Origin of the sequence: Synechococcus sp. CS-1332 (assembly GCF_025127995.1) — a bacterium.
In the GTDB taxonomy this organism is placed as follows: domain Bacteria; phylum Cyanobacteriota; class Cyanobacteriia; order PCC-6307; family Cyanobiaceae; genus Cyanobium.
In genome coordinates this window covers 38,885-62,328 of record NZ_JAHLYP010000011.1, presented here as the reverse complement: position 1 = coordinate 62,328, position 23,444 = coordinate 38,885, and the positions used below count along the sequence as shown (strand labels likewise).

The window sequence follows — 23,444 nt, the reverse complement described above, 5'->3', positions numbered from 1 at the left end:
TTTCGCCCGAAAAGCTAACGGCTTTGAATTATGGAAAGGCACGCCTATTGGTGTATTCATCGGGCTAGTATCGAGTCTCTAAGGGGAGGGCTCATGCGCTTTCGTTCGCCCGCATGTATCACCTATCCGTTGCAGGTTATCTGGTCATGCCGCCAAACAATGTTGTGTTCAAGTAGCGGAGCAGCCTAACCCTTCCATCGAGGGGATGCCCAACCGGCTGATCCGAACGCCCCCCTCGTGTTGGAGGCTGAAGTGATATCAATCCGATGTTGTCTTATCTGGCTCCTCAGTCCTGTCCTTTCCCGCTACAATTAGGCCCAGAAGACAAACCTTGAGGCTGCACTGTTGCCTGATCACGATGCGGCGAGCTTTCTCGGTGTTCTCCGGGACCACTTGTCGGCGCACGATCGCCACTTAGCATTTCTCCTCGGGGCAGGAACTTCAAGTTGCATTAATATTGCGCCACATAATCCCGAGACAGGACATCAGGAACTTCATCAACCTTTGATTCCCGCAGTTTGGGGGCTCACAACAGAGTGCCGTGCTGCGGTCGCTTCCCTAGGAGAAGAGCATGCATCGGTGTGGGATCAGCTCCGAGACGAATGCGTTTCATTGGGTTCTGAGCCTCACATCGAGTCATTGCTGGACAGAGTCCGCGCCAAGATTGAAGCACTTGCTGAGGGAGATTCACTATCAGGGCTGACTCGTGCCGAATGGGAGGCTATTGACGGCGCAATTAGACAAAAGATTGCTAAGCTCGCTGCACCGGACATTTCAACCCTGCCACGCGAGATTCCACATCACAGATTCGCGCGTTGGATACGTAACACTGTCCGCAAGACGCCTGTTGAGATTTTTACTACCAACTATGATATTCTCTTAGAGGCCTCATTTGATCTTCTTCGGGTTCCACATTTTGACGGATTTATTGGAAGTCAGCACGCTTACTTCAGTCCAGAGGCGGTTGAAAATGACGAACTTCTCCCCTCTCCCACCTGGATTCGGTATTGGAAGCTGCACGGATCAGTAACTTGGTCCGAGGAGACCATAGCCGGCAAGAAACGCATTACAAGGGGCCATCCCAAAGACTCCGGGGAGATGGTCCTCCCTTCATACAAGAAGTACGACCAGTCAAAGAAGCTTCCATACCGCGCATTAATGGATCGCCTTGGACGTGTTCTCGCCAGGCCTAACGCGCTCCTGGTAGTAGCGGGCTTCAGCTTTGGTGACCAGCATATCAATGCGATCATCCTTGATGCCCTGAACCGCTATCCTACAACCCATCTGATCGCCTTGATGTATAGCGATGTGTCTGAGTCTGATGAGCCTTCCAAGTGGGCTGAGGACTATCCCAACATTATGTACGTCGGTCCAAATGGAGGTGTTCTCCGTCGTCAATTTGGGCATTGGTCATCAGGAGGCCGCGATGAACATGCCCTAGAGGCAGTCACAACAGGATTCGCCGAGTTGGACGTAGGGGACTCAAGCAAAGCGAAACTCGGCTTGGGTGACTTTAATGTCTTTGGACGTTTCTTGAATTCTTTGGCTGGCGGTGGTGAGACTAGATGAGTCGTTCCCTTCCCACATTTATCGGAACTGTGCAAAGTGTCACAGGTGGAACCGTCACCATTGAACTCCGCAATGACCTCGTATCGACTCTCGTTCTGGTTCAAGGTGAATCACATAGGCTGGGACAGATAGGGTCATTTCTTCGAATCCCTCTCGGCTATTCAAGCCTCTTTGGGATGGTCACACAGGTTGGTGCTGCGGCCACGCCCCCACATTACGGGGAGGAGAATCTCGACTCTCATCGGTGGGTAACCCTTACTCTCTTTGGGGAGTCAGTATCGGGCCAGTTCGAGCGTGGAATTAGCCAGTATCCGACTGTAGGTGATGATGTTCATGTCATAACCCGTGATCTTCTCGAGACCATCTATCGTTCAATCCGAACCGATACGTCAATCGATGTTGGCGTGCTCAGCTCCTCTTCCGGGATTGCTGGAACACTTGATCTTGACCGGATGGTCTCTCGCCATCTTGCGGTGGTCGGCTCTACAGGTGCAGGGAAATCCAACCTTGTTTCAGTCCTCTTAGACTCAATCTCAACCCAGGGATTTCCATCGGCACGGGTCATCGTCATCGATCCGCACGGTGAGTACGGGACGGCTGTGGGAGACAACGGATACGTTTTCGGTGTGGTTGCCGCTCCTCAGCCCCTTGTGGTTCCGTATTGGGCGCTGCCAGCAGAGGAGTTCATCTCAGTCGCTCTGGGTCCACTTTCCCAGGGTGCAGAGACCGCAGTTCGAGATGCAATACTTGAATTGCGCAGAGATTCCGCTAGTAGGCTCCCGAATCCTCCGCCGGACGCGGTGATCACGGCCGACTCACCTATCCCCTTCTCTGCCAGGAGGCTTTGGTTCGAGCTCGATGATTACGAGCGACAAACACTCCAAAATCGGACGACTGGCGAACTTGCCAATCTCCTGGATGAGGGCGATCCCCAGAGCTTGAGGCCAAATCGGTATCCACCACCAAGTACGGGGAATGTGGCTCCGTTTGTTGGAGCAAGGCGAGGAATCACCCGGCAGCTTGAGCTGATGCGAAGCCGGCTTTCTGATGCTCGTTACCAGTTCCTCTTTGAGCCAGGCTCCGAGCTAACTCCTAATTTGGCAGGAGACACGACATCAGACCTGGATCGATTGGTTGCATCATGGATAGGGCATGATCGTCCGATTACCGTTTTCGATACCTCTGGCCTTCCACAGGAGGTAATGAGCCTAACCGCAGGAACTATGTTGAGGATTGTTTATGACTCGTTGTTTTGGGCTGGCGACCTTGCCATCTCTGGACGCCAACAGCCACTCCTTGTTGTAATTGACGAGGCTCATCGGATCTTTCCTGCTACTGGTGAGTCGCCGGCCAAGCGGCTGGCGGCCCAGATTGCAAAGGAGGGCCGAAAGTATGGCGTGGGTTTGATGGTCGTCACCCAAAGACCCTCCGAGATCGACGAGACGGTCCTAAGCCAGTGCGGCACGATGATCGCACTACGTTTATCCAATGCACGCGACCGGGGAATTGTGGCCGGTACTATGCCTGACGACCTAGGCAATCTCACGGCAATGCTTCCCGCACTTCGGACTGGTGAAGGGCTTGTTACTGGCGAAGCGATGCCGATTCCTAGCCGAATTCGTTTTCGGCTCTCTCCACGTAAGCCTGTCGGGTCCGACCCCCATATTGTTGAAGCGTGGAAAAAGGCTGCTCGCCCTGATCCTGCTCTTTATGCTGAGGCTGTAGTGAACTGGCGCAAACAGACGCGATGACAGTAAGATGGATGCAGTAAAATCTGCATACAAACAATCCTATCTGTATTTGGAGGATTATTGTGATTAAAATGCTGCTTGTTAGTAGCTCCAATGTCGAGTCTGTTGGCTATGATGAGATAGCTCAAGAGCTGCATGTTCGATATCACAGTCGACCAGATATTTATGTCTATCAGGCCGTCCCGCAGGACTTATTTGACCGACTCTTGGCGGCAAGCTCCAAAGGAAGTTTCTTGCACAGGGAGGTAAAAGGCGTTTACAGCTTTTTCATGCAGTAGCCTCTAGCTTCTGGCATCTGCCCATCTGTCGGTCTCCCTCGGCATGCCCTTGTCTGTCAGCTTCAATGTCGGCAAACAGACGGACTTGGCGGATTTATGATGAGCGCTACATGAAGCGTCCAATTCCTGGAATCACCGGCCTTAGTAAAGTAAGTGATTGTCCTCAAACCGCGCCTGTAACATTTCAAGCCGATTCATGAGCTTCTCCAGCTTCCGCTCCTTCCTCTTCTTGACGCTCGGCGAACCATCAAAGTGGTTCATCTCGTTGCCCAAGAGGTAATCAACAAAGTCTTTGGGCTCGCACGGTTTCGAGCCCATCCACTTGTGGAAGTTTCGATGAATATTGCTACTGATGGCGATTAGGTTGTCTTCGTAGGCCGCAAGGTCGGGACGTGAGATGGCATCGAAAAGGTGATGCGCCTCCAGTTCAACAGGGTGCTGATCAGATGCAGATGGCTTGTGGCCAGAGACGGCACAGCCAGATCCATCTTTGCGTAGTGCCCTCTGGCGAACTTTGTCCTTCGCGGCCTTCACCCTTGCTTCGTGGCTTTCGAGCAGCTTTCGCTGGACCTCAAAGCACTCTTCCGCCACATCGGCCACGGCTTTCACCCAGGCCTTTCGTGCTTTGGTAATCTTGCCTTTGTCCCTCATCGTCTTGGCCAAGCGCACGATGCCTCTTTGGCTCCAATGGCGCTGGTCTTTTTCTTCGAAATTGTCGAAATGTACGCCGATCTCTAAGCCTTCAGCTCCTTCTAGTCCAGCACTCTCTTCTTGAATCCGTGTGATTGTGCCAGCCATCCCTTTGCCATTGGTGCCCAGGACCCTGACAACTGAGCGCTGCTCCAGAAAAACGAGATCACCTCGGATTTGGATGGCACTCCGATCCTGGGTGACTTGAATGATGCGTCGTTTGACGAGTGTGCGTGTCACCCGCGCACGATGCTGGGTAAAGAATTCATGAATCTTGGCCAAAATACTTCCGCCCTCCTTCTCCTCCAGGTACTTGGCCAGGGCCATTACGCCTTCTTCGTAAAAGCGACGACTGCGAGCTTGGCCAGGTTCGTATTCAAAGAATTCACCTTCGATTAGATCCCATTCATCATCGTTGTGGGCATCAAAGAACTGGCATATGCCATTGAGCTTCTTAGGGCTGATGCCAAGAATTCTGGCAGTCTCCTGAAAGGAGAAGGCATCACGTGATCGTTTGGATGTCGTCGTCATCAGCTTGTTTAAAGGAAAGCAAGGAGGGAGTCACGCATTTTTTGCAGCCGCTCCATGACGCGCGGATCGCCGCCAACATCGGGGTGGTGTTCCTTGGCAAGCCTGCGGAAGGCCTCTTTGATGTCCTCGGCGCTGGCTGTTGATGGATCAAGTGAGAACACATGCCAAGGTCTGAAATTTTCTAAGACATCGATACCGTTAATAGATGTTTTGCCAGTTTTGGCACGCTCGTTCTGGGGAACTCCAACCCACTCCCGATAGAGCTTGAGCCAATCGGCCTTTGTTTTGAGATCAAATGTGCGACCTGCCATCGCAAGGTTGAACTCACTTGACTTGCGTAGCTCCGTGGCGTTCTTGCTGCCAAACACCTTGCACACTTCCGATTTGAGCTCTGTCAGCGTGAGTACAGGTTCAGGAAACGGCTTTCCGTTGATGAACTCCGCGAACGCCAACAGGCTTTCGGCATCGGGAGCCCCAGCCGAGAGGATCTCATCGATCCTTGCCAAGACCGCTGGTCGATCGAGCTTCTTGCGCGTTGGCGTCTTGGTGGCCACGGCTCAGTAGTGCTGTTTGCCCTTGATAACCCCCCGAACGCCTCCGCGGGGGGATTTGTCATCACCTGTTCGCCTCGGGATCAGATGCCAGTGCGCATGGAACACCGTCTGCCCCGCCGCCTCACCTGAGTTCAGACCCACGTTCCAGCCGCTGATCGTGGCGTCCTGGGCACGCAGCTGCTCCCGCCGCAGCTTCAGCAGCTCCACCACGGCGTTCCACTCCGGCTGGTGCAGCTCCAGCCAGTCGGCCCCATGACGCCGAGGGATCACCAGGCTGTGGCCCTCGCTCACGGGATAGGCGTCGGCGATGCAGAGCGCCAGCTCGTTCTCCAGCAGCACCCGGCCGCTGCCCTCCAGCGCGCAGAACACACAGCCCGCTTCGCGGTGGCCGTAGCTGGCCTGCACACCGCGGAAGTCGGTGCGCCCTCTTGCGTAGGCAAACAGCCGTCGCGCTTGCCGGCGTTGCAGCGGAAGCAGAGCGCCTGCAGGTTGCTGATGGCGTCGGAGCCGCCCTGGTTTTTCGGGACGATGTGGTCCACCTCCAGGGCCCGCTGGTGCTCGTGCGCCCCGCAGCACTCGCAGCGGCCCCGGGCGCATCGGTGAACCCTGAACTTCACCGAGCCGCTGAACGGGGTGCGGTGGCGGCAGCGGTGTGCAAGCACCTCTTCGCCGTCTTGCTGGCGTAAGGCATCGAGGCGCTGGCAGCACAGCTGCTGCAGCGCGTCGCGTTCGGTGTCGCTCAGCTCGTCGCCGCCGATCAGGCTGTAGGCGCCGTTGCCGTAGGCGGTGATGCCGTTGAAGGTGAACCCGGCCCACCATGCGCTTTCCAGGATCCGGCGGGCGATGTCCTGCGGGGGGGCGGGGCTGCGGCGGCCGAGCAGTTCCATGAGCATCAGCGGTTGGTCGATGGGGCTCATGCGCATGCGCTCGGCGATGGAGTGCCGCAGGCGCTCGTAGGTGGCGGAGGGGTACGGGGGCATGGCAGATAACGTCACGCCTCAGCTTCGAAACCAGGCATGACCAGCGCCTGCACCCGGGCGATCAGTTCCTTCACCTGTCGGTTGAAATCTTCCCGATCCAGCCCCAGGGGTGTGGGATCGGCGTCGTAGCGGAACTGCACGGCATAGACGGTGAGTTGAGCGAGTGGCGTCAGGTCGACCGTGGCTACCCCCTCTGCCTCGAGCAGCAAAAGCAGACGGCGCAGGTCATGGGTGAGCGGTGGATCGCTGCCCAGGTGCAGCAACCACGCTTTCAAGGCCTTCTCAACGGCTTGCTGCAGCCAGAAACCCCAAGCCCCTTCGCGAAAGACGCTCGGGTCGGAGGAAGCCTGAGCGCTCTCCAAATCGACGGCGGCGATGCGCAGCAGACCTTCCGCTTCAGAGAGCACCATGCAGCAGCCGTCCTTCCCGGTAGGCCCTGCCAATCACGTGGCTCCGCCAGTGCTGGCGCTCCTCGCATTCGCTGCGGGAGTACAGCAGCAGATCGAGCGACACATCCGCCTGGGCCAGCCGACCCCACAGATCGTTCAGCACCTGGAAACGGTGCTGCTGCGCCAGCCACTCATCTGGGGCGGTGATCAGCAGATCGATATCCGAATCCGGTCCACTGGTGCCGCGAGCCCTCGATCCAAACAGCCGCACCTGCGCCCCGGGGATGACGCCATGGATCACCCCGGCCATGGCCTGGAGCCGTTCCTCGATCGGGGGCGCTGATGCCGTGCTCATCATCCCATTGTGAAGCCACCCGCCAGGCGATGCAGCCGTGTTGGGTTTGGTGGGCCGAAGCGTCAGCCCACTTCTGATCGGTAGGCAGGTTTTGGGCGGCCCGTCAGGAGGGCGACCCTGCTGGGATCCCTTCTGGCGTGGGCGCCTGGCGGCTGAAGCCAACCCGGCTCCTGGTGTGGCTGTGCCGCCCCAGTCCATACCCGCCACCGCTATCGCCGGCCCACTTCCCCAGCCAGCCCTAAGGTGTGTACACATTTGGCAGGAGGAAGGCGTGGCAACCCGTATTGGGATCCGTGAACTCAGGGCCAGGCTGGCCTCCCATCTGGAATCGTCCACGCCGATTGAGGTGACCCGCCATGGCCGCACCATTGGCCTCTACGTGCCCTTGCCCCAGCAAAGCAACCTGAGTGATCGGGTGAAGGTGTTGGAGGCTGGCCGGCTGATGCAAGCTGAACTGGAGCGCCTCGGTTTGAGCGAAGACGAGCTCAGTGCCGACTTCAAGGCCTGGCGGATAGGCCGCCCTGAGCAACCGTCGGCTTGAGAGTGGAGCGCAAGCGCCTGGTCCTGGACGCGAACATCCTTATTCGCTGAAGCCAACGTGGCCGAGGCGGCTGCCTACGTGACTGATCTCGCCAGAAAGAGAGGTCTCGATGCAGAGGTCTGCGCCGAGGCTTTGCTCAGCCTCCTGTTGATTGTCCAGGTTGTGGAGAACAGTGTGCTTGGGTCGGCCAAGGAGGAGGCCTTGGCGCGGATCCGCGACAAGGATGACTGGCCTGCCCTGGCGCTGGCGTTGCAATTGGAATGCGCCATATGGACGGAGGATCAGGACTTCTTCGGCATCGGCATCGCAACCTGGACCACCAACACGGTGGAGCGTTACCTGGAGAGTTGAGCCCATCCCGTCCACCAAATGTCGACGCGGGATCACCAGGCTGTGCCCCTCGTTCACAGTGTAGGCGTCGGCGATGCAGAGCGCCAGCTCGTTCTCCAGCAGCACCCGGCCGCTGCCCTCCAGCGCACAGAACACACAGCCCGCTTCGCGCTGGCCGTAGCTGGCCTGCACACCGCGGAAGTCGGTGCGCCCTCTTGCGTAGGCAAACAGCCGTCGCGCTTGCCGGCGTTGCAGCGGAAGCAGAGCGCCTGCAGGTTGCTGATGGCGTCGGAGCCGCCGTGGTTTTTGGGGATGATGTGGTCCACCTCCAGGTCGCGCTGGTGCTCGTGCGCGCTGCAGCACTCGCAGCGGCCCTGGGCGCATCGGTGAACCCGGTATTTCACCGAGCCGCTGATCGGGCTGCGGTGGCGGCTGCGGTGGGCAAACACCTCGTCGCCGCGCTGCTCGCGGAAGGCGTCGAGGCGCTGGCGGCAGAGCTCCAGCAGCGCGTCGCCGCCCACCAGGGCGTATGTGCCCTTCTCGCAGCGGGTGATGACGTTGGCGCTGAGCACCTTGCCCACCATCTGCTTCACGCGTTCGGTGTAGTAATCGATCTGGGTCACGTCCTCCCCCAGGATCCGTCGGGTCACGTCCTGCGCCGGGGCCGGGCTGCGGCGGCCCAGGAGCTCCATGAGCATGAGTGGTTGGTAGATGTGGCTCATGCGCATGCGTTCGGCGACTAACTCGCGCAGGCGCTCGTAGGTGGCGGTGGGGGGCGGGGGCATGGGGGAATCCTGGCGGGGGTGAGACGGGGGTGGCACTGGTGGGGGAGAGGACTAGAAAATCCCCATGCCAGCGCCAAAACCAGCTCACGGTCGTGAACTGCCGTCCCCCTTAGGCTGGGTAAGCCAGGAAACCGTCATGACAGACCAGCTTGGGCGCATCACCCTCAACCCTGAGATCTGCCATGGAAAGCCAACCATCCGCGGCTTGCGTTATCCTGTGGAGATGGTGCTCGAACTGTTGTCAGCTGGGATGAGTGCGGCTGACATTCTTGCCGATTATCCAGATCTCGAGGCTGAAGACATCACCGCAGTGCTTGAGTACGCAACCCAGCTTTCCCGTATTCAGCGGGTTGATCTCCTCTCTGCATGAGGATCCTGCTGGATTCCCAGCTGCCTCGATCTCTCGTTCGGCCGCTGGAACAATTGGGTTGCGACGTCCTGCACACCCTTGATCTGCCTGATGGAAATCGCAGCGCCGACAGCATGATTTCCACCATTGCCGACAGCGATGGGAGAGTTGTCTTTAGCAAGGATGCAGATTTCGTCCGTAGTCATCTCTTGCGCGGCACTCCCGCCAGGCTTCTGCTTGTGGCTACAGGCAACATCGGCAACCAGGATCTCACCGACCTGCTGCTTCGTGCTCTGCCTGAGCTGAACCGGCAGTTTAAAACCCATGTCCTCATCGAGTTGAGCCGAAAGGCATTGGTTGTGAGGCATTGAACGTCAGTGAACTCGGCGCCGATGACCCGCTTGACCACCCGGCTCATGGGCATCCATCTCTCCAGTCCCTTTGCCCGGCTTCGACCGCGCTTACGATGGACTTCTTGCCGGGAGGAGTGGCGATGACGCCCATGTCTGACCTGCTGCAACTGCCCCAGAACGAGCGGCTGGCCCTCGCGATCGCCCTTTGGGACAGCCTCGATGACCAGTCCCGAGATGGGGCGCTGCCGGTGGACCCTGACCTCTGCGGCGAGCTCGACCGGCGCTGGGCGACCCATCGCGACAACCCCGAAGCGGCTGTGCCCTGGGATGAGGTGCGGAGCCAGCTCGGCATCGGATGACCATGCCCGCGGTTCGCTTCCTGCCGGAGGCGGTGGAGGATCTGCTGGAAACCCAGCGCTGGTACGCAAGGCTTGAGCCGGCATTGGCAGCAGAATGGCAGCCATGGATCCCAGACAGCCAGCCACGCTTCAGCGGCTCAGGCAGATGGCCCCCGAGCTGCTCGCGCTCACAGCCGCCCAAGGTGGCCGGGATCTTCGCGTCTTCGGCTCTGTGATCCGCGGGGCGGCAGGGCTGCAGAGCGACGTGGACCTGCTGGTGGATTTCCCCTCTAGCCCCAGTTTTGAGCAGTACATGGACCTCAAGCTGGCCCTTGAAGACCTGCTCAGCGCCCGGGTGGACCTGGTGACGCGCCGCGGTCTTCGCCCTGAACTGCGGCAGCGGATCGAGCAGGAGGCCATTCCTCTTGCCTGAAGGGGGGAGTGCCCGCAATTGATCGTGAGCGGCACCCCCAGGTGCCCTGGCGACGCATTGCTGGCCTCCGCGATGTTCTGGCGCATGCCTACTTCGGCCTGGAAGAAGACACCATCTGGCAGATTGTTTCCGAGAGCATTCCAGCCCTGGCTGACCAGTTGGACCAAGTGGTTGATGCTGAGCTCTGATAGCGGCTGGTGCGCCGATCGCGTTGCGCAGAGCCATCCCCAGCTGTTCAACTCCTGATCACGCCAAAACCAACCCGGACTTTCACCGAGCCGCTGATCGGGCTGCGGTGGCGGCTGCGGTGGGCAAACACCTCTTCGCCGCGCTGCTCGCGGACGGCATCGAGGCGCTGGCGGCACAGCTGCAGCAGCGCGTCGCGCTCGCCATCGCTCAGCTCGTCGCTGCCGATCAGGCTGTCGTGGCCATCGCCATAGGCGGTGATGCCGTTGAAGGTGAACCCGGCCCACCATGCGCTTCCCAAGATCCGGCTGGCCACGTCCTGCGCTGGGGCCGGGCTGCGGCGGCCCAGCAGTTCCATGAGCATCAACGGTTGGTAGATGTGGCTCATGCACATCCGCTCGGCGATGTACGCGCGCAGGCGAAGGAAGGCAGCGGAGGCGGGTGGGGGCATAGAGGAATCCTGGCGGGGTGAGACGGGGGTGGCACTTGTAAGAGGAGGAACACAGGCAAGCCAGGCCGCCATGTCAGCGCGTGATCGCCTTCGCCCGGCCCCACTGCCTGGCGTGCCTACGCCCAGCGGGGGTAAGGTGCCGGTGTGATCAGGTTGTTTCGTTGCCGCGAAACCCAGGCCCTCTTTGAAGGGAAGCCAGGGCAACGCTTTGGAAGCTTCGCTCGCGTGGCTTTCCGCAAGCTCGCCATCCTCGATGCGGCCGCCTGCCTCAACGATCTACAAGTTCCACCAGGCAATCGCCTGGAGCCGCTCAAGGGGAGACCGCCATGGCCAGCACAGCATCCGCATCAACGACCAGTTCCGGCTCTGCTTTGTCTGGACGGAAGCCGGGCCAGAGGAGGTCGAAATCGTTGACTACCACTGAACTCCTGCTGGTGCCACCGGGGGAGGTTCTGCTGGAGGAGTTTCTCAAGCCGATGGGGATCAGCCAGTACCGTCTGGCGTTGGCGATCGGAGTGCCGGAGAGCCGCATCAACGCGATCGTGAAGGGGCGGCGGGCTATCACTGCCGACACCGATCTGCGCCTCTGCCGTTTCTTTGGCCTGAGCGAGGGCTTCTGGCTGCGGATGCAGGCCAGCCATGATCTGAAGCTGGCCAAGCAGGCCCTGGAGAGCGTCTTGCCGACGATCGAGCCAATCCAGCCAATCCAGCCAATGACGTGAATAGGGCTGGCGGCACAGCACCAGCAGGTCGTCGTACTCGGCGTCGCTCAGCTCTACTGCTTCTCTTCGAGAAGGCTTCGCCTACGCAGAAGCCTTCGGCTACGCCGCCGATCAGCCGGTATGTGTCTTCCTCGTAGGCGGTGATGCCGTTGCCGGTGAGCACCTTGCCCACCATCGGCTGCCCAGGATCCGCCGGGCCACGTCCTTCGCTGGGGCGGGGGCATGGAGGAATCCTGGCGGGTGTGACAGGGGGTGGCACTTGTCCATTGAGGTTCCCTCTCCCTTTCACCATGCCCTTCCCGCTCGCGGATTCAGTCAGCGGCTCCACCCCAGCCACGCAGGATGGTGATCCGCTTTGATCCCCTCAAGCGGCTGCAAACCCTGGAGCAGCGAGGGCTGGATTTTCTCGATGCTGAACGCGTCTTTGCCGGGCGGACGCTGGAGTTTGAAGACCGCCGGCGCGACTATGGTGAGGTTCGGACTGTCTGCCTGGGTCTGCTGGAGGGTCGCATGGTCGTGATCATCTACACCCAGGGTTCCTGTTTCCGTCAGATCATTTCGATGCGTAAGGCCAATGCAAGAGAGCAACTTCGTTTTCGCCACCACTTCTCCTGATGATCCGATTCGCTCGGATCTACAGCGTGTGGATGCGCATGTGATCCAGCCTGAAGAGTATGACGAGATCCCGGAGATCACCGAAGCCGATCTGGCACGTGCTGTGATCAAGGGGCCGCGCAAGCTCGATCAACCTCAGTAGCGCTGCTTCCCCTCGATCACCCCTGAGCCCCACTCTCGGCCGCTCACGTTCCCCCTGTCGCACAGCTCGTCGCCGCCGATCAGGGCGTAGGCACCGTTGCCATAGCGGGTGATGCCGTTGTCGGTGAGCACCCGACCCACCATGCCCGTCCCAGGATCCGCCGGGCCACGTCCTGCGCCGGGGTGGCTGTTGCCTGGCAATTCCGTGGCCGAGCAGTTCCAACCGCTGCGCGGAAGCCTGCGGCTACAGCATCAAGGGTTGGTAGATGTGGCTCATGCGCATCCGCTCGGCGGTGTACTCGCGCAGGCGCTGGCGGGTGTGACAGGGGGTGGCACTTGTGGAGGAGAAGCCCTGCGGCGATGCCATGCCCTCCATCACCCCTTCGGCCAGACCTGGCGGGTTGCCTACGATGAATTCACTGAAAGAAGCAGAGGCTGTGCGCACGTTCTCCGCCGTCATCGAACGCTGTGCGGACACAGGAATGCTTGTGGGCTACGTCCCTGGCTTCCCTGGCGCCCACAGCCAGGGGGAGACCCTCGATGAACTGCAGGCCAACCTCCAGGAGGTGATCGCCATGCTCCTGGAGGACGGCGACCCGGCCCTCGAGAGCGACTTCGTGGGTCTGCAGCAGATCGTGGTGCCGGCCTGACCGTGGGCTCAACCCCCGTCCTCAAGTCTTCTGAGGTGGCGGACATCCTTCGGAAACTGGGCTTCGATGTGGTTCGTCAACGCGGCTCCCATCTGCAGTTTCGTGACCCTCGCTGACGCTGCACCACAGTTCCAGTCCACAAAGGACGTGATAGCTCTCCTCTGCTGCTCCGTCAGATCGCCAATGACATCGGCCTGACCCTGGAGGAATTCCTCAGACACCGCTGAACCACGAACCTCACGCTCCTGCCTTCGGCGATGGTCTGCCCCCAAGTAGCCCTCCCTCCGATCAGGACGCGCTGCCGCATGGCGGCGACCGGACACCAAACCGATGCCAGAGTGGGCAGGCTTACGGCATTCCATGCCCTACCACGGTCCGCCCCTGGCCCCACTGGTCGACCTGACCCGCCTCCTGGAGGCCGGCCTGGGGGGCGATCCGGCGGCACCGGCGCTGCAGGATCTGGACCACAGCCTCAGCTGGGCCGAGCTCGATCGCCAGGTGGAGCGGCTGGCCCGGGCCTACCAGCGGCTGGGCCTGCGGCGGGGCGACCGGCTCGCCTCCCTGATCCCCAACCGGGTGGAGCTGGTCGTCCACTACCTGGCCGGCCTGCGCAGCGGCCTGGTGCTCACCCCGCTCAACTACCGCTACGTGCCGCCGGAGATCGACCATGCGTTGACGATGAGCGGCGCCGCGGCCCTGGTGTTCCACGGTGAACGGCTCGCCGATGTGCAGGCCAGCGCCGTGGCGGGCTTGCTGCCCCTTGGCTGCCACCGCATCGACGATCCCTCCGGTTTCGAGCCGCTGCTGGCCGCAGCCCCCGCCGCCGGCAAGGCCCCGCCCTGGCCCGATCTGGCCGACGAGGAGCCCTGTTTCCTCTTCTTCACCTCCGGCAGCACCGGCCGGCCGAAAGGCGTGACCCACAGCCGGGCCAGCTTCGCCGCGGTCCTCACCTCCCTCATCCAGGCCAGCGAACTCCGAGCCGGCGAGGAGGTGCTGGCCGGCAGCTCCCTGGCCCACATCGCCTCTTCGGCCCTCGTGTTGGCGGCCCTGGCCGCCGGCGCCTCCGCCGCGATCGCCAGCCGCATCGATGCGGCCACCGTGGAAACCCTGCTGCGGCGCCATCGGCCCTCGGTGTTGCTGATGCTGCCCGCCGCCCTGTTCGAGCTGGTGCGGGATGCACGGCTGCTGCCGACGGATCTGGGTTCAGTGCGTCTCTGCATCAGCGGCGGCGACAAGGTGCCCCATCAGCTGCAGGAGGAGTTCCGCCGGGCCGCCGGCTTCGGCATCGACGAATGCTTCGGCATGAGCGAGATCGGTTACACCACCCTGGCGCCCCCCTCCGGCCCGAACCGGATCGGTTCCGTCGGCCAGCTCTGCCCGGGGTTCAGCGCCAGCCTGCGCGACGAGGACGGCGCCGAGGTGGCACCGGGCGAACAGGGACGCCTCTGGATCCAGGCGCCCTCCCAGATGCTGGGCTACTGGGACAACCCCCAGGCCACCGCCGACACCATCCAGCAGGGCTGGCTCGACAGCGGCGATGAGATGCGCGTCGACGCCGACGGCACCTTCTGGTTCTGCGGCCGCCGCAAGCAGATCATCGTCCACGACAGCTCCAACATCTGCCCCCAGGAGGTGGAGGAGGCGCTCTCTGAACATCCGGCGGTGGACCTGGTGGGGGTGATCGGCATCCAGGACCCGGTGCACGGCGAGAACGTGTGGGCCTACCTGACCCTCCGCCACGACCAGCCCGTTCCCAGCGAAGCCGAACTGATCGCCTTTGCCCGGGCCCGGGTGGGCTACAAGGCGCCGGAGGAGATCCGCGTGCTCGAGCAGCTGCCCCTCACCCCGGTGGGCAAGACCGACCGGCTGGCCCTGCGTCGGCTGGCGGCGGATGCATTGCACGCTCCCTGACGTTCTCCCCATGGGCCTCTTCTTTTCAGACCCCCTCTTCGAGCGCTTCGCGGTCCGCGCCCTGTCGCACGCCCCCTACGGCGGGGCGGATTTCGGCGAGTGCTTCGTCACGGCGTCGCAGATCACCCCCGGGGATGGGGACAGCTGGTTTCGCGCCTGGAGCGCGACGGCGGATCGGGTGAGCGAGATCGCCGACGCCTGTGCGGCGGCCGGCCGCTCGGTGAGTGCCCGGGAGGCCTGGCTCCGGGCCAGCAACTACTACCGCACCGCCTGGCTGCCGCTCTTCGGGGCGCCCGTGGATCCCCGGCTGGTGGAGGCCTTCGACCGGGAGGCCGAGGCGTTCGCCCGGGCGGCCGCCCGCATGCAGCCGGCCGTGGAGGCCGTGGAGATCCCCTACGAGGGCACGAGCCTGCCTGGCTACTTCCACCGCGCCGATGACTCGGGCCTGCCGCGCCCCACGCTGATCGCCACCAACGGCTACGACGCCACTGTGCACGAGGCGCACTTTGCCCATGCCGTGGCCGCCGTCCGCCGCGGCTACCACTGCCTCACCTTCGACGGCCCCGGCCAGGGCCGGCCCCTCATCCACCAGGGCCTGGTGTTCCGGCCCGACTGGGAGGCCGTGGTGGGCCCGGTGGTCGACTACGCGCTCTCCCGCCCGGAGGTGGATCCGCAGCGGATCGCCCTGATCGGCTGGAGTTTCGGCGGCTATCTGGCGCCCCGTGCGGCCAGCGGCGAGCACCGCCTCGCGGCCTGCATCGCCGACCCCGGCCAGTGGGACCTCCTCGAAGCGCTGCGCATGACCATGCCGCTGCCCCCTGCCGTGAGCGAACGCCTGCCCGAGATCGCCCCCGCCGATCTCGAAGCCCTCGAAGCCCAGATCCGCTCCAATCCGTACCTGCATTGGACCTTTCGGCGGGCCCTCTGGGTGCACGGCCTCGAGTCCCTCGCCGATTACTTCCGGATCGCCGGCGCGTACAGCCTCAGGGGGCGCGCGGAACGGATCCGCTGCCCCACATTCGTGGCCTGGGCGGAGGCGGATCCGATCGCGCGCTTCGCGGACCAGCTGTATGCCGCGCTGCAGTGTCCCCGGACCCTCGTGCGTTTCACCACCGCCGAGGGCGCCGGCGGCCATTGCGAGGAGACGGCGCGCTCCCTGTTCCACCAGCGTGCCTACGACTGGCTGGACGCTGTGTTCACCAGCCCCCGCACGTCTGACCCAGTCTGATCGCGTCACGCACGCCCGTGTCGTCTCCTCAGTGCCGGCCGCCTGAGACAATCCACAACCGCCTACCCCCCAGGGGAAGTCATGTCCGTTCTCGGCAGAGAGGCGATCCTGCAGGCGATCGAAGTGGGAGCGATCGGCGTCACACCCTTCGTTCCCGAGCGGCTGGGCCCCGCCTCCCTCGACCTCACCCTCGCCCGCACCTTCCGCGTCTTCCGCAAGGTGCACGAGGTGATCGAGGTGCGCGAGCACACCGACTACCGGCAGCTCACCGAGAAGATCGCTGTGCCCGAGGGCGAGCACATCCTGATCATGCCGGGCGAGACCGTGCTGGGCATCACCCAGGAGCGACTGCGCCTGGGCCCCGGTCTGTGCGGCTGGCTGGAGGGTCGCAGCCGTTTCGCGCGGCTGGGCCTGATGGTGCACATCAGCGCCCCCTTCATGGGGCCGGGCATCGACAGCCAGCAGGTGCTGGAGATGAGCAACTTCGGACCCGCTCCCCTGGCGGTCCATCCCGGCACGGCGATCTGCCAGTTCGTGTTCCAGAAACTGCAGGGGAGCGAGAGCTACGCCGGCTGCTTCGCCGGCCAGACGGAAGACTCCTTCTGACCATCACGCCGCCGCAGGGGGGCCTCACCCCAGGTCGTTGATGAGCACGACGCGGTAGCGGGCTTGGCCGGAGCGGAGATGATCCAGGGCTTCATTCGCCTTCGATAGGGGGAAGAACTCCGTGGTGGGCGCGATGCCGTGGCGACAGCTGAACTGCAGCATCTTGTCGGTGGTGGATGGGCTGCCCAGGGGTGAACCGGAGAGACTTTTCTGCCCGAGAATCATCGGAAAGGCGGCCAGGGCGATCGGTTCAGGGACGGCCCCCACGGTGTGCAGCCGGCCCTTGGGTTTGAGGGCGGCGATGTAGGTGTTCCAGTCGAGGTTGGCGTTGGTGGTGTTGAGGATGAAGTCGAAGCTGCTCGCCGCTCCGGCCAGTTCTTCGGCGTTGCGGGAGTTCAAGGTGCGATGGGCGCCCAGCTGGAGCGCTTCCTCCCGTTTCGAGTCGCTGGTGGTGAAGGCGGTGACGTCGCATCCCCAGGCCCGCAGAAACTTCAGGGCCATGTGACCCAGCCCGCCGATCCCGATCACTGCCACGCTGTCGGTGGGTTTGATGCCGAGCTCCACGATCGGGTTGAAAACGGTGATCCCTCCGCAGAGCAGGGGGCCGGCCTTCTCGGTATCCAGCCCTTCCGGCAAGGGCGCCACCCAGGTCCACTGGGCCCGCACCCGCGTGGCGAAGCCACCGTGACGCCCGACGATGGTGGCCTCGGCTTTGAGGCAGAGGTTCTGGTTGCCGGAGAGGCATTGATCGCAGGCACCGCAACTGCCGGAAAACCAGCCGAGCCCAACCCGGTCGCCGATGCTCAGGCGCTTCGTGTGCTCCCCGAGGGCGACAACCCGGCCGATCACTTCATGGCCGGGAACAAACGGATAGGCGGTCATGCCCCATTCGTTGTCGAGCATGGAGAGATCGCTATGGCAGATGCCGCAGCTCTCAACAGCGATCTCTACCTCCTCGCTGCCCAGCGGGCCGGGGGTGTAGGCAAAGGGTTGGAGCGGTTGCCCGGCACCGGGGGCAGCAAGGGCCTGGATCGGTGCGGTCATGGGATCTGCGGGCATGGACATCTCGGGCATGGACATCTCGGGCATGGGATGCCTCCAGGGGCTGACCGTGCCGATCGGACGCGAGGGCCATTCTAGGCAGAGCGGCCGATCCCTGTCCGCATCACCCTTGACGTGACCCCCATCACTCGGCCATGCAGGAGGCAAACCATGACGTCGCATCCAGCCCGGCGCCTCAGAAAATCCCCAGCGTCTTCTTCTTGCAATAGCCCGCCCCAATGTTCATCCATCCCGACAGACAGGGCTTTCCGTAGGTGGGCCTGACTTGGTAGTAAATGGGTGAGTTGCAATGCTGCTTCAGATCATTCACATAGCCAAGCGGACATTGGTCGTTGCCCGGCAGTTTGGGAATCCGCTTCTGGGCCAGGGTAGGCCCAGTGCTCAGAAGCGGCATGGCCACAAGCGCAGCGGCCAGATGGAGGAGTTGTTTCTGCATCTGGTGTTGTCTCAAGTGTTCCAACCCTAGGAGTCGGTTGCCGGTGGCGCCGTTGGCCGGCACGGCGGCCTCACCTATAACCAGCTTGATTTGGCTCAGATCTTTCATCGCCTGCATCGGATCTGGGGCCGATCGGCTTCATTGGACTGCTTCAGTTTCTTGGAGCCACCTCCCCTCCATTGGGGAGCGCCTTCGAGACGACGGGCTCGTAACCGCGGGGAAGCAGGTTCCAGTCGGCGTTGAAGACGTGCACCCGGCGGGTGGCCTTGCCGTCGGCTTCGAACGGCAGGCCGGCATGGGCCCAGGCCAGCGCACTGCCCGCCAGGTTGCGCACCTCGAAACCCTGGCCCCTGAGGTCCCTGGTGTAGATCCCGCTGCGCAAGCCGATGGTGCAGTAAGGAACCACAACCCAGGAGCGGTAGCGGGCGCTGTTTCGCTCGAAGTCCTCCTTCGTGATGGCCCCCGGCAGCATCGAGACGCGCCGTTCGTGCGGCTCGCGCACATCGACCAGCACCGCCGGCCGGTCCTTGGGCCGAGCCAGCCACTCGGCCACGGAGATCTCCGGTTGGCCGGGAAACAGCAGGCGCTTCAACCCCCCGTAGCGACGCCCCACCTCGGCCGAAAGCTCGCTGTCGGCGGCGCCCGCTGCCGGTCCCCCGCGGCCCACCCCGATCCCGTGCAGCGCCAGCCCGACCACGGCGGCGATGGCCGTGGCGGCCGTGGCGGCGGCCACCCGCCAACGCCGGAACAGAGCTGGGGGTGTCATGGCCTTGAGACTCCTGGCACCGGCAACGTCATGGACCAAGCCTGGCGCAGGGATGGCGACAGCAGCGTTTCCCCCTCGCCCGCAGACTGATCCCGCACGACCTGCCCTGCGCGCGGGCACCCCGCCATCGCCATGACCGACCAAGCCCTGCCGCCGATCGCTGGCTCAGAAGCGGAGATCCTCGCCCTGGTGCAGCAGCCCGGGCCGATGTTTCTAGCGCACACCAATCTCGATCTGGCGCAGATCCGTTCCGGGTTTGCCTGCGCGCTCCACATGCACCAGCCCACGATTCCTGCCGGGGCGCATGGCGAACTGATCTCCCATCTCCAGTACATGTTCGAGCACCAGGGAGAAGGCGATAACCACAACGCCGAACCCTTCGCCCAGTGCTACCGGCGCCTGGTGGAGATCATCCCCCAGTTGATTGAGGAGGGCTGCAATCCCCGGATCATGCTGGATTATTCGGGCAATCTGCTCTGGGGCCTGGAGCAGATGGGCCGGCTCGATGTGCTTGATGCCCTGAAGCGGCTCGCCTGCGATTCCTCCCTCCAGCCCCATGTGGAGTGGCTTGGCACCTTCTGGAGCCATGCCGTGGCCCCCTCCACCCCCATTCCCGATCTCAAGCTGCAGATCCTGGCCTGGCAGCACCAGTTCGCGGCCCTGTTCGGCCGGGACGCCCTGGCGCGGGTGAAGGGCTTTTCGCCACCGGAAATGCACCTGCCCAACCATCCCGACACGCTGTTTGAGTTCGTCAAGGCCCTGAAGGAGTGTGGCTACCGCTGGCTGCTGGTGCAGGAGCACAGCGTCGAAAACCTCGATGGCTCCAGCCTGTCTCACGAACAGAAGTACCTTCCCAACCAACTCGTGGCGCGCAACTCCAGCGGCGAAGAGATGTCGATCACGGTGCTGATCAAGACCCAGGGCTCCGATACCAAACTGGTGGGCCAGATGCAGCCCTGCTACGAAGCCCTGGGGCTTGGCCGGCAGGGGCTGGGAGCCACCACGGTGCCGTCGCTGGTGTCCCAGATTGCCGATGGCGAGAACGGCGGCGTGATGATGAATGAGTTCCCGTCCGCCTTCCTCCAGGCCCATCACACCATCGCCGCCAAGGGGGGTGAGCAAGCCACGGTGGCGATCAACGGCACGGAGTATCTCGAGTTGCTGGAGGCCGCTGGTGTGCCAGCTAGCGACTTCCCGACGATTCAGGCGGTTCAGCAGCACAAGCTCTGGCAGCAGCTGGGCGACTCACCTGCTCTGGAGGCCACTCTTGAGGCCACCACAGCGGCCATCGCCGATCTCCAGGCCAGCGACCCCGCCTTCTCGATGGCCGGCGCCTCCTGGACCAACGACCTCAGCTGGGTGGAGGGCTACGCCAACGTGCTGGAGCCGATGAACCAGCTCAGTGCCCGTTTCCACCAACTGTTCGACCCCCTGGTGGCCCAGGATCCCGGCGTGACCCGGACCCCCCGCTATCAGGAGGCGCTGCTCCACCTGCTGCTGCTGGAAACCAGTTGCTTCCGCTACTGGGGCCAGGGCACCTGGACCGACTACGCCAGTGAGATCCACCGGCGTGGCGAAGCCGCGATCGCCGCCGCCCTGGCCGAGGGGGAACACCAGGGAACCGCCGCGTTGTGGAACGAGTCGATGGGCGGCAGGAAAGTGCAGGCTGGCTAGGTTTTTTGTAGCGTTCATCACACCAGCCATGGCGTCACCCACCGTCGCCCAATACACCCTGAATCGGTTGTCCCAACTGGGGATCGACCGGATCTTCGGGGTGCCCGGTGACTATGCCTTCGCCATCGATGACGCCGCTGAGCTGGTGCCCGGTCTGTCGTGGGTGGCCTGCGCCAACGAACTCAACGCGGCCTACGCCGCCGATGGCTACGCGCGCATCCGCGGCGCGGCCATCCTCTCCACCACCTACGGCGTGGGGGAGCTCTCCGCCATCAATGGCGTGATGGGCAGCAAGGCCCATCGCCTGCCGGTGTTTCACCTGGTGGGCATGCCCAGTGAGCGCATCCAGAAGCAGGGGCTGATCACGCACCACAACCTCGGCGACAACGTTTACGACCGTTTTCAGCCGCTTTCGGCTGCCGCCGCCTGTGTGAGTGCGGTGCTCAGCCCCGACAACTGCATCGATGAGCTGGAGCGGGTGATCCGTGAAGCGCTGCGGCAGAGCATGCCGGCCTATCTCGTGATCTCAGAGGTGAACGGTGGCCTGCCGGTGCTCGGCACTCCCGCCGCCGGGCAGCCGCTCACGGCGGTGAAGCGTCAACGCAGCGTGCCCCAGGAGCTGGAGGCGGCTGTGCAAACCATCCTGGCGCGGCTGGAGGCCGCCAGCCATCCGGTGGCGGTGCTCACCCATCTGGTGAGCCGCTACGGCGTAAGAGACAGGGCGCTGGAGTTCATCCGCAAAACGAATCTTCCCACCGCCCTCACCCCCAACGACAAGGGCACGATCGATGAGGCGATGCCCCAGTACGCGGGGCTCTATGCGGGTGATTGGTCGTCCTCGGAGGCGGTGCGGGAACTCGTGGGCCAGGCCGATGTCGTGCTCGCTATCGGTGGCATCGTCACCACGGAACTCAACACGGGCCTGTGGACGGGCCAGTACGACCCAGCAAGGCTTGTCTCGATCAACGACAACTGGGTGCGGGCTGGTGGCAAGGTTTTTGTGAATGTGGCGATCGACGATGTGCTGAATGCCCTCTGCGAGCGCGTCACCACCCGTTGTGCTGACCACGGCCTGAAGCTCGCTTCATCAGCCCTCACCGGTGCGGCCGGCGATACAACGACATCCGCGAACTTCTATCCACGCCTGCAGCAGCGGCTGCGTGCCGGTGACACGGTTGTGATCGAAACCGGCACCTGCATGACGCACCTCAACTGCATGCTGCTACCGCAAGGTGTCAGCGCAGAAGGGCAGGGTCTCTGGGGATCCATCGGTTGGGCCACGCCGGCCTGCCTCGGGGTGGTGATGGCCAAGACATCCGGCCATACCTGGATGGTGACGGGCGACGGTTCCCACCAGCTCACCCTCAATGAGATCGCGGTGATGGGACGCTACGGCGTCAAACCCAGGATCTTTGTGCTCAACAACGGTCTCTATGGCATCGAGGATGTGATCAGTGAGCGCGGCCACGGCTACGACGATCTGGCGGCCGTCCAATACCACCTGTTGCCCGAGGCCTTCGGTTGCAAGAACTGGCTGACGGCGAAGGTGAGTACTGTGGCGGAACTCGATCATGTGCTCGATCAGATCGATAACCACGACGGCGCCGCCTACATCGAGGTGATGATCCCGAACGAGGAAAGCCAACCGATGCCCGGCAGCACCATCGACAGTGGCTACAAGCTGCGAACCCCCCAACCCGGCTAAGCCCACATCAGGTGATTCGCCTCAACACCGGCGCAATCAGCGCTGATCGTCCACCTCTGAAGCTTCCCTGCCGAGCGCAGCCACCTCCGGGAAGTATTTCGCCATGCAGGCATCGCAGACGCCGTGGGAGAACTCCACGTTGTCGTGGCTCTTGATGAACGCCTCCACCGTCCCCCAGTAGCCCTGGTCGTTGCGGATGCCCTTGCAGTAGGAGCAGATCGGGATCAGTCGCTCCATCACGTCGATGCGCTGCAACGCGCTGGCGAGCTGATCGGAGATCCGTTTCAGTTCCAGCTGCAGCACCACCTGATGGGCCAGGGTCTCCAGGGAGCGGATCTGCAGGTCGCTGAGTTCACGGGGCCGTCGATCGATGACGCAGAGGGAGCCGATCTTGGCGCCGGTTGGTGTGCACAGCGGCACCCCCGCGTAGAAGACGATGTTGGGCTCACTGCAGACCAGCGCGTTGTCGCAGAAGCGCTCATCCTCACGGGCATCCTTCACCACCAGGGTCTGGTCGCCGAGGATGGCGTGGGCGCAGAAGGACACATCCCGGCTCGTTTCGCTGACATCGAGGCCGACCTTGGATTTGAACCACTGACGATCGCCATCCACCAGGCTGATCAGGGCGATGGGCACATCGCACAGCTGGGCGGCCAGAAAGGTGATGTCGTCGTACGACTGCTCGCTTTCCGTATCGAGGATGCGGTAATCCTTCAGGGCCTCCAGGCGTGCTGCTTCGCGAGGAGCCGCTTTTGTGGGCATGGGGAGCCGCTTCACCTGATCACACGTAAGCAGGGCCCTTTGGGGGGCCGGACGGGGGTTCACATCTCCTCATCCCCCTGGCGGCTGGGCCCGTCCCGATACGCGATCGGGTGGGCGTCGCTTCAGACACGACCAGTGGGCGTGGTGAGGAGCTCTGGCTGGCTGGTTGCCACGGGCGTTCAGGGTCACCGTCTCGTCTCAACGCGACCCCGATGGCGGCACCGCCGGCTGGAGCCGCCAGTGCTTCGATCCCCTGCTGGAGCAGGATCCTGCCGTGACGCCGACCCCTGCCAATCCGAACGC

At 62.8% G+C, this 23,444-nt stretch carries 33 protein-coding genes and 1 pseudogene; 20 read left to right on the top strand and 14 right to left on the bottom strand.

What is annotated here, in order from left to right:
* Positions 1-345 precede the first annotated feature (345 nt).
* The 3 genes from KQ305_RS02035 (at position 346) to KQ305_RS15390 (ending at position 3,598) form a co-directional block, all read left to right on the top strand.
* Positions 346-1,569 carry an SIR2 family protein gene (locus KQ305_RS02035; RefSeq protein ID WP_259723785.1) on the top strand — a complete coding sequence of 408 codons (1,224 nt, stop codon included), beginning with the start codon at positions 346-348 and terminating at the stop codon, positions 1,567-1,569.
* Complete coding sequence (locus tag KQ305_RS02030) at positions 1,566-3,320, top strand: ATP-binding protein (protein WP_259723784.1); 1,755 nt, start codon at positions 1,566-1,568, stop codon at positions 3,318-3,320. The genes KQ305_RS02035 and KQ305_RS02030 overlap by 4 nt, the downstream gene beginning before the upstream one ends.
* Before the next feature lie 71 nt (positions 3,321-3,391).
* Positions 3,392-3,598, top strand: coding sequence for a KTSC domain-containing protein (locus KQ305_RS15390; protein WP_399230307.1), 207 nt, complete (start codon positions 3,392-3,394; stop codon positions 3,596-3,598).
* A gap of 141 nt (positions 3,599-3,739) precedes the next feature.
* Here KQ305_RS15390 and KQ305_RS02025 read toward each other — a convergent pair whose 3' ends face one another.
* Genes KQ305_RS02025 through KQ305_RS02000 form a run of 6 tightly spaced genes read right to left on the bottom strand, consistent with a single transcriptional unit; the run spans position 3,740 to position 7,097 of the window.
* Entirely contained in the window at positions 3,740-4,819 is a 1,080-nt protein-coding gene (locus KQ305_RS02025) for a hypothetical protein (protein ID WP_259723783.1), read from the bottom strand.
* A gap of 8 nt (positions 4,820-4,827) precedes the next feature.
* Positions 4,828-5,373 carry a DnaJ domain-containing protein gene (locus KQ305_RS02020; RefSeq protein WP_259723782.1) on the bottom strand — a complete coding sequence of 182 codons (546 nt, stop codon included), beginning with the start codon at positions 5,371-5,373 and terminating at the stop codon, positions 4,828-4,830.
* 3 nt (positions 5,374-5,376) lie between these two features.
* A complete protein-coding gene (locus tag KQ305_RS02015) occupies positions 5,377-5,712 on the bottom strand; it encodes an HIT family protein (RefSeq protein ID WP_259723781.1) in 336 nt (111 codons plus the stop codon).
* Positions 5,661-6,368: an HNH endonuclease gene (locus KQ305_RS02010; RefSeq protein ID WP_259723780.1), complete on the bottom strand. Its 708-nt coding sequence runs from the start codon at positions 6,366-6,368 to the stop codon at positions 5,661-5,663. The genes KQ305_RS02015 and KQ305_RS02010 overlap by 52 nt, the downstream gene beginning before the upstream one ends.
* On the bottom strand, positions 6,365-6,763 hold the full coding sequence (locus tag KQ305_RS02005) for a HEPN domain-containing protein (protein WP_259723779.1): 399 nt from the start codon (positions 6,761-6,763) through the stop codon (positions 6,365-6,367). The genes KQ305_RS02010 and KQ305_RS02005 overlap by 4 nt, the downstream gene beginning before the upstream one ends.
* Positions 6,750-7,097: a nucleotidyltransferase domain-containing protein gene (locus KQ305_RS02000; protein WP_259723778.1), complete on the bottom strand. Its 348-nt coding sequence runs from the start codon at positions 7,095-7,097 to the stop codon at positions 6,750-6,752. The genes KQ305_RS02005 and KQ305_RS02000 overlap by 14 nt, the downstream gene beginning before the upstream one ends.
* A 271-nt stretch (positions 7,098-7,368) precedes the next feature.
* Here KQ305_RS02000 and KQ305_RS01995 point away from each other — a divergent pair, with 271 nt between their 5' ends.
* Both KQ305_RS01995 and KQ305_RS01990 read left to right on the top strand, forming a co-directional pair.
* Complete coding sequence (locus tag KQ305_RS01995) at positions 7,369-7,638, top strand: prevent-host-death protein (RefSeq protein ID WP_259723777.1); 270 nt, start codon at positions 7,369-7,371, stop codon at positions 7,636-7,638.
* Positions 7,639-7,692: 54 nt separating this feature from the next.
* Positions 7,693-7,989 (top strand): annotated as a pseudogene (locus KQ305_RS01990) (PIN domain-containing protein); the annotation flags it as partial.
* A gap of 53 nt (positions 7,990-8,042) precedes the next feature.
* Here KQ305_RS01990 and KQ305_RS01985 read toward each other — a convergent pair.
* Complete coding sequence (locus tag KQ305_RS01985) at positions 8,043-8,753, bottom strand: HNH endonuclease (RefSeq protein ID WP_259723776.1); 711 nt, start codon at positions 8,751-8,753, stop codon at positions 8,043-8,045.
* Positions 8,754-8,889: 136 nt separating this feature from the next.
* Between KQ305_RS01985 and KQ305_RS01980 the strand changes: the two genes are divergently transcribed.
* The 5 genes from KQ305_RS01980 (at position 8,890) to KQ305_RS01960 (ending at position 10,414) form a co-directional block, all read left to right on the top strand.
* On the top strand, positions 8,890-9,123 hold the full coding sequence (locus KQ305_RS01980) for a DUF433 domain-containing protein (protein ID WP_094584941.1): 234 nt from the start codon (positions 8,890-8,892) through the stop codon (positions 9,121-9,123).
* Positions 9,120-9,473, top strand: a complete 354-nt coding sequence (locus KQ305_RS01975; RefSeq protein ID WP_259723775.1) for a DUF5615 family PIN-like protein — start codon at positions 9,120-9,122, stop codon at positions 9,471-9,473. The genes KQ305_RS01980 and KQ305_RS01975 overlap by 4 nt, the downstream gene beginning before the upstream one ends.
* A gap of 131 nt (positions 9,474-9,604) precedes the next feature.
* On the top strand, positions 9,605-9,814 hold the full coding sequence (locus KQ305_RS01970) for an addiction module protein (RefSeq protein WP_259723774.1): 210 nt from the start codon (positions 9,605-9,607) through the stop codon (positions 9,812-9,814).
* A gap of 103 nt (positions 9,815-9,917) precedes the next feature.
* On the top strand, positions 9,918-10,226 hold the full coding sequence (locus tag KQ305_RS01965) for a nucleotidyltransferase family protein (RefSeq protein ID WP_259723773.1): 309 nt from the start codon (positions 9,918-9,920) through the stop codon (positions 10,224-10,226).
* 8 nt (positions 10,227-10,234) lie between these two features.
* Complete coding sequence (locus KQ305_RS01960) at positions 10,235-10,414, top strand: DUF86 domain-containing protein (RefSeq protein WP_259723772.1); 180 nt, start codon at positions 10,235-10,237, stop codon at positions 10,412-10,414.
* 47 nt (positions 10,415-10,461) lie between these two features.
* On the opposite strand, the gene KQ305_RS01955 is transcribed toward KQ305_RS01960, so the two are convergent.
* Positions 10,462-10,863, bottom strand: a complete 402-nt coding sequence (locus KQ305_RS01955) for a hypothetical protein (protein ID WP_259723771.1) — start codon at positions 10,861-10,863, stop codon at positions 10,462-10,464.
* Positions 10,864-11,007: 144 nt separating this feature from the next.
* Between KQ305_RS01955 and KQ305_RS15385 the strand changes: the two genes are divergently transcribed.
* The 3 genes from KQ305_RS15385 to KQ305_RS01940 all read left to right on the top strand — a co-directional run bounded on the left by KQ305_RS15385 (position 11,008) and on the right by KQ305_RS01940 (position 12,200).
* Entirely contained in the window at positions 11,008-11,277 is a 270-nt protein-coding gene (locus tag KQ305_RS15385) for a type II toxin-antitoxin system RelE/ParE family toxin (RefSeq protein WP_399230280.1), read from the top strand.
* Positions 11,274-11,585 (top strand): HigA family addiction module antitoxin, encoded by a 312-nt coding sequence (locus tag KQ305_RS01945; RefSeq protein ID WP_259723770.1) that lies wholly within the window; start codon positions 11,274-11,276, stop codon positions 11,583-11,585. The genes KQ305_RS15385 and KQ305_RS01945 overlap by 4 nt, the downstream gene beginning before the upstream one ends.
* 342 nt (positions 11,586-11,927) lie before the next feature.
* The gene (locus KQ305_RS01940) at positions 11,928-12,200 is read left to right on the top strand and encodes a BrnT family toxin (RefSeq protein WP_259723769.1); all 273 of its coding nucleotides are present in this window, start codon (positions 11,928-11,930) and stop codon (positions 12,198-12,200) included.
* A gap of 135 nt (positions 12,201-12,335) precedes the next feature.
* Here the strand turns inward: KQ305_RS01940 and KQ305_RS01935 are convergent, their stop codons facing one another.
* A complete protein-coding gene (locus tag KQ305_RS01935; RefSeq protein ID WP_259723768.1) occupies positions 12,336-12,485 on the bottom strand; it encodes a hypothetical protein in 150 nt (49 codons plus the stop codon).
* Positions 12,486-12,585: 100 nt separating this feature from the next.
* Complete coding sequence (locus tag KQ305_RS01930) at positions 12,586-12,801, bottom strand: hypothetical protein (RefSeq protein WP_259723767.1); 216 nt, start codon at positions 12,799-12,801, stop codon at positions 12,586-12,588.
* Positions 12,802-12,823: 22 nt separating this feature from the next.
* On the opposite strand from KQ305_RS01930, the gene KQ305_RS01925 reads away from it, so the two are divergent.
* The 5 genes from KQ305_RS01925 to dcd all read left to right on the top strand — a co-directional run bounded on the left by KQ305_RS01925 (position 12,824) and on the right by dcd (position 16,736).
* Complete coding sequence (locus KQ305_RS01925) at positions 12,824-12,991, top strand: type II toxin-antitoxin system HicB family antitoxin (RefSeq protein WP_259723766.1); 168 nt, start codon at positions 12,824-12,826, stop codon at positions 12,989-12,991.
* Between the two features lie 2 nt (positions 12,992-12,993).
* Positions 12,994-13,107, top strand: a complete 114-nt coding sequence (locus KQ305_RS01920; RefSeq protein WP_311134306.1) for a type II toxin-antitoxin system HicA family toxin — start codon at positions 12,994-12,996, stop codon at positions 13,105-13,107.
* A gap of 244 nt (positions 13,108-13,351) precedes the next feature.
* The gene (locus KQ305_RS01915; protein ID WP_259723765.1) at positions 13,352-14,902 is read left to right on the top strand and encodes a class I adenylate-forming enzyme family protein; all 1,551 of its coding nucleotides are present in this window, start codon (positions 13,352-13,354) and stop codon (positions 14,900-14,902) included.
* 10 nt (positions 14,903-14,912) lie between these two features.
* Positions 14,913-16,130: a S9 family peptidase gene (locus KQ305_RS01910; RefSeq protein ID WP_259723764.1), complete on the top strand. Its 1,218-nt coding sequence runs from the start codon at positions 14,913-14,915 to the stop codon at positions 16,128-16,130.
* A gap of 81 nt (positions 16,131-16,211) precedes the next feature.
* Positions 16,212-16,736 carry a dCTP deaminase gene (gene dcd / locus KQ305_RS01905; RefSeq protein WP_259723763.1) on the top strand — a complete coding sequence of 175 codons (525 nt, stop codon included), beginning with the start codon at positions 16,212-16,214 and terminating at the stop codon, positions 16,734-16,736.
* 24 nt (positions 16,737-16,760) lie between these two features.
* Here the strand turns inward: dcd and KQ305_RS01900 are convergent, their stop codons facing one another.
* The 3 genes from KQ305_RS01900 to KQ305_RS01890 all read right to left on the bottom strand — a co-directional run bounded on the left by KQ305_RS01900 (position 16,761) and on the right by KQ305_RS01890 (position 19,000).
* Entirely contained in the window at positions 16,761-17,780 is a 1,020-nt protein-coding gene (locus tag KQ305_RS01900) for an NAD(P)-dependent alcohol dehydrogenase (protein WP_259723762.1), read from the bottom strand.
* Positions 17,781-17,973: 193 nt separating this feature from the next.
* A complete protein-coding gene (locus KQ305_RS01895; protein ID WP_259723816.1) occupies positions 17,974-18,234 on the bottom strand; it encodes a hypothetical protein in 261 nt (86 codons plus the stop codon).
* A gap of 151 nt (positions 18,235-18,385) precedes the next feature.
* Complete coding sequence (locus KQ305_RS01890; protein WP_259723761.1) at positions 18,386-19,000, bottom strand: rhodanese-like domain-containing protein; 615 nt, start codon at positions 18,998-19,000, stop codon at positions 18,386-18,388.
* A gap of 132 nt (positions 19,001-19,132) precedes the next feature.
* Between KQ305_RS01890 and KQ305_RS01885 the strand changes: the two genes are divergently transcribed.
* Together KQ305_RS01885 and KQ305_RS01880 are read left to right on the top strand one after the other, a co-directional pair.
* Positions 19,133-20,674 (top strand): glycosyl hydrolase family 57, encoded by a 1,542-nt coding sequence (locus tag KQ305_RS01885; protein ID WP_259723760.1) that lies wholly within the window; start codon positions 19,133-19,135, stop codon positions 20,672-20,674.
* A gap of 28 nt (positions 20,675-20,702) precedes the next feature.
* Positions 20,703-22,379 carry an alpha-keto acid decarboxylase family protein gene (locus KQ305_RS01880; RefSeq protein ID WP_259723759.1) on the top strand — a complete coding sequence of 559 codons (1,677 nt, stop codon included), beginning with the start codon at positions 20,703-20,705 and terminating at the stop codon, positions 22,377-22,379.
* Positions 22,380-22,415: 36 nt separating this feature from the next.
* On the opposite strand, the gene KQ305_RS01875 is transcribed toward KQ305_RS01880, so the two are convergent.
* Positions 22,416-23,141, bottom strand: a complete 726-nt coding sequence (locus tag KQ305_RS01875) for a GAF domain-containing protein (RefSeq protein WP_259723758.1) — start codon at positions 23,139-23,141, stop codon at positions 22,416-22,418.
* Between the last annotated feature and the right edge of the window lie 303 nt (positions 23,142-23,444).

Coding starts and splice junctions, on each gene's coding strand:
- KQ305_RS01980 (WP_094584941.1), top strand. CDS start 8,890: ATGACAGACCAGCTTGGGCGCATCACCCTCAACCCTGAGATCTGCCAT.
- KQ305_RS01975 (WP_259723775.1), top strand. CDS start 9,120: ATGAGGATCCTGCTGGATTCCCAGCTGCCTCGATCTCTCGTTCGGCCG.
- KQ305_RS01900 (WP_259723762.1), bottom strand. CDS start 17,780: ATGACCGCACCGATCCAGGCCCTTGCTGCCCCCGGTGCCGGGCAACCG.
- KQ305_RS01885 (WP_259723760.1), top strand. CDS start 19,133: ATGACCGACCAAGCCCTGCCGCCGATCGCTGGCTCAGAAGCGGAGATC.
- KQ305_RS01895 (WP_259723816.1), bottom strand. CDS start 18,234: ATGCAGAAACAACTCCTCCATCTGGCCGCTGCGCTTGTGGCCATGCCG.
- KQ305_RS01970 (WP_259723774.1), top strand. CDS start 9,605: ATGTCTGACCTGCTGCAACTGCCCCAGAACGAGCGGCTGGCCCTCGCG.
- KQ305_RS01880 (WP_259723759.1), top strand. CDS start 20,703: ATGGCGTCACCCACCGTCGCCCAATACACCCTGAATCGGTTGTCCCAA.
- KQ305_RS02005 (WP_259723779.1), bottom strand. CDS start 6,763: ATGGTGCTCTCTGAAGCGGAAGGTCTGCTGCGCATCGCCGCCGTCGAT.
- KQ305_RS01915 (WP_259723765.1), top strand. CDS start 13,352: ATGCCCTACCACGGTCCGCCCCTGGCCCCACTGGTCGACCTGACCCGC.
- KQ305_RS01890 (WP_259723761.1), bottom strand. CDS start 19,000: ATGACACCCCCAGCTCTGTTCCGGCGTTGGCGGGTGGCCGCCGCCACG.
- KQ305_RS02000 (WP_259723778.1), bottom strand. CDS start 7,097: ATGAGCACGGCATCAGCGCCCCCGATCGAGGAACGGCTCCAGGCCATG.
- KQ305_RS01910 (WP_259723764.1), top strand. CDS start 14,913: ATGGGCCTCTTCTTTTCAGACCCCCTCTTCGAGCGCTTCGCGGTCCGC.
- KQ305_RS01965 (WP_259723773.1), top strand. CDS start 9,918: ATGGATCCCAGACAGCCAGCCACGCTTCAGCGGCTCAGGCAGATGGCC.
- KQ305_RS01935 (WP_259723768.1), bottom strand. CDS start 12,485: ATGGTGGGTCGGGTGCTCACCGACAACGGCATCACCCGCTATGGCAAC.
- KQ305_RS01925 (WP_259723766.1), top strand. CDS start 12,824: ATGCTTGTGGGCTACGTCCCTGGCTTCCCTGGCGCCCACAGCCAGGGG.
- KQ305_RS01930 (WP_259723767.1), bottom strand. CDS start 12,801: ATGACGGCGGAGAACGTGCGCACAGCCTCTGCTTCTTTCAGTGAATTC.
- KQ305_RS15390 (WP_399230307.1), top strand. CDS start 3,392: ATGCTGCTTGTTAGTAGCTCCAATGTCGAGTCTGTTGGCTATGATGAG.
- KQ305_RS01985 (WP_259723776.1), bottom strand. CDS start 8,753: ATGCCCCCGCCCCCCACCGCCACCTACGAGCGCCTGCGCGAGTTAGTC.
- KQ305_RS01955 (WP_259723771.1), bottom strand. CDS start 10,863: ATGCCCCCACCCGCCTCCGCTGCCTTCCTTCGCCTGCGCGCGTACATC.
- dcd (WP_259723763.1), top strand. CDS start 16,212: ATGTCCGTTCTCGGCAGAGAGGCGATCCTGCAGGCGATCGAAGTGGGA.
- KQ305_RS02025 (WP_259723783.1), bottom strand. CDS start 4,819: ATGACGACGACATCCAAACGATCACGTGATGCCTTCTCCTTTCAGGAG.
- KQ305_RS02030 (WP_259723784.1), top strand. CDS start 1,566: ATGAGTCGTTCCCTTCCCACATTTATCGGAACTGTGCAAAGTGTCACA.
- KQ305_RS01875 (WP_259723758.1), bottom strand. CDS start 23,141: ATGCCCACAAAAGCGGCTCCTCGCGAAGCAGCACGCCTGGAGGCCCTG.
- KQ305_RS01940 (WP_259723769.1), top strand. CDS start 11,928: ATGGTGATCCGCTTTGATCCCCTCAAGCGGCTGCAAACCCTGGAGCAG.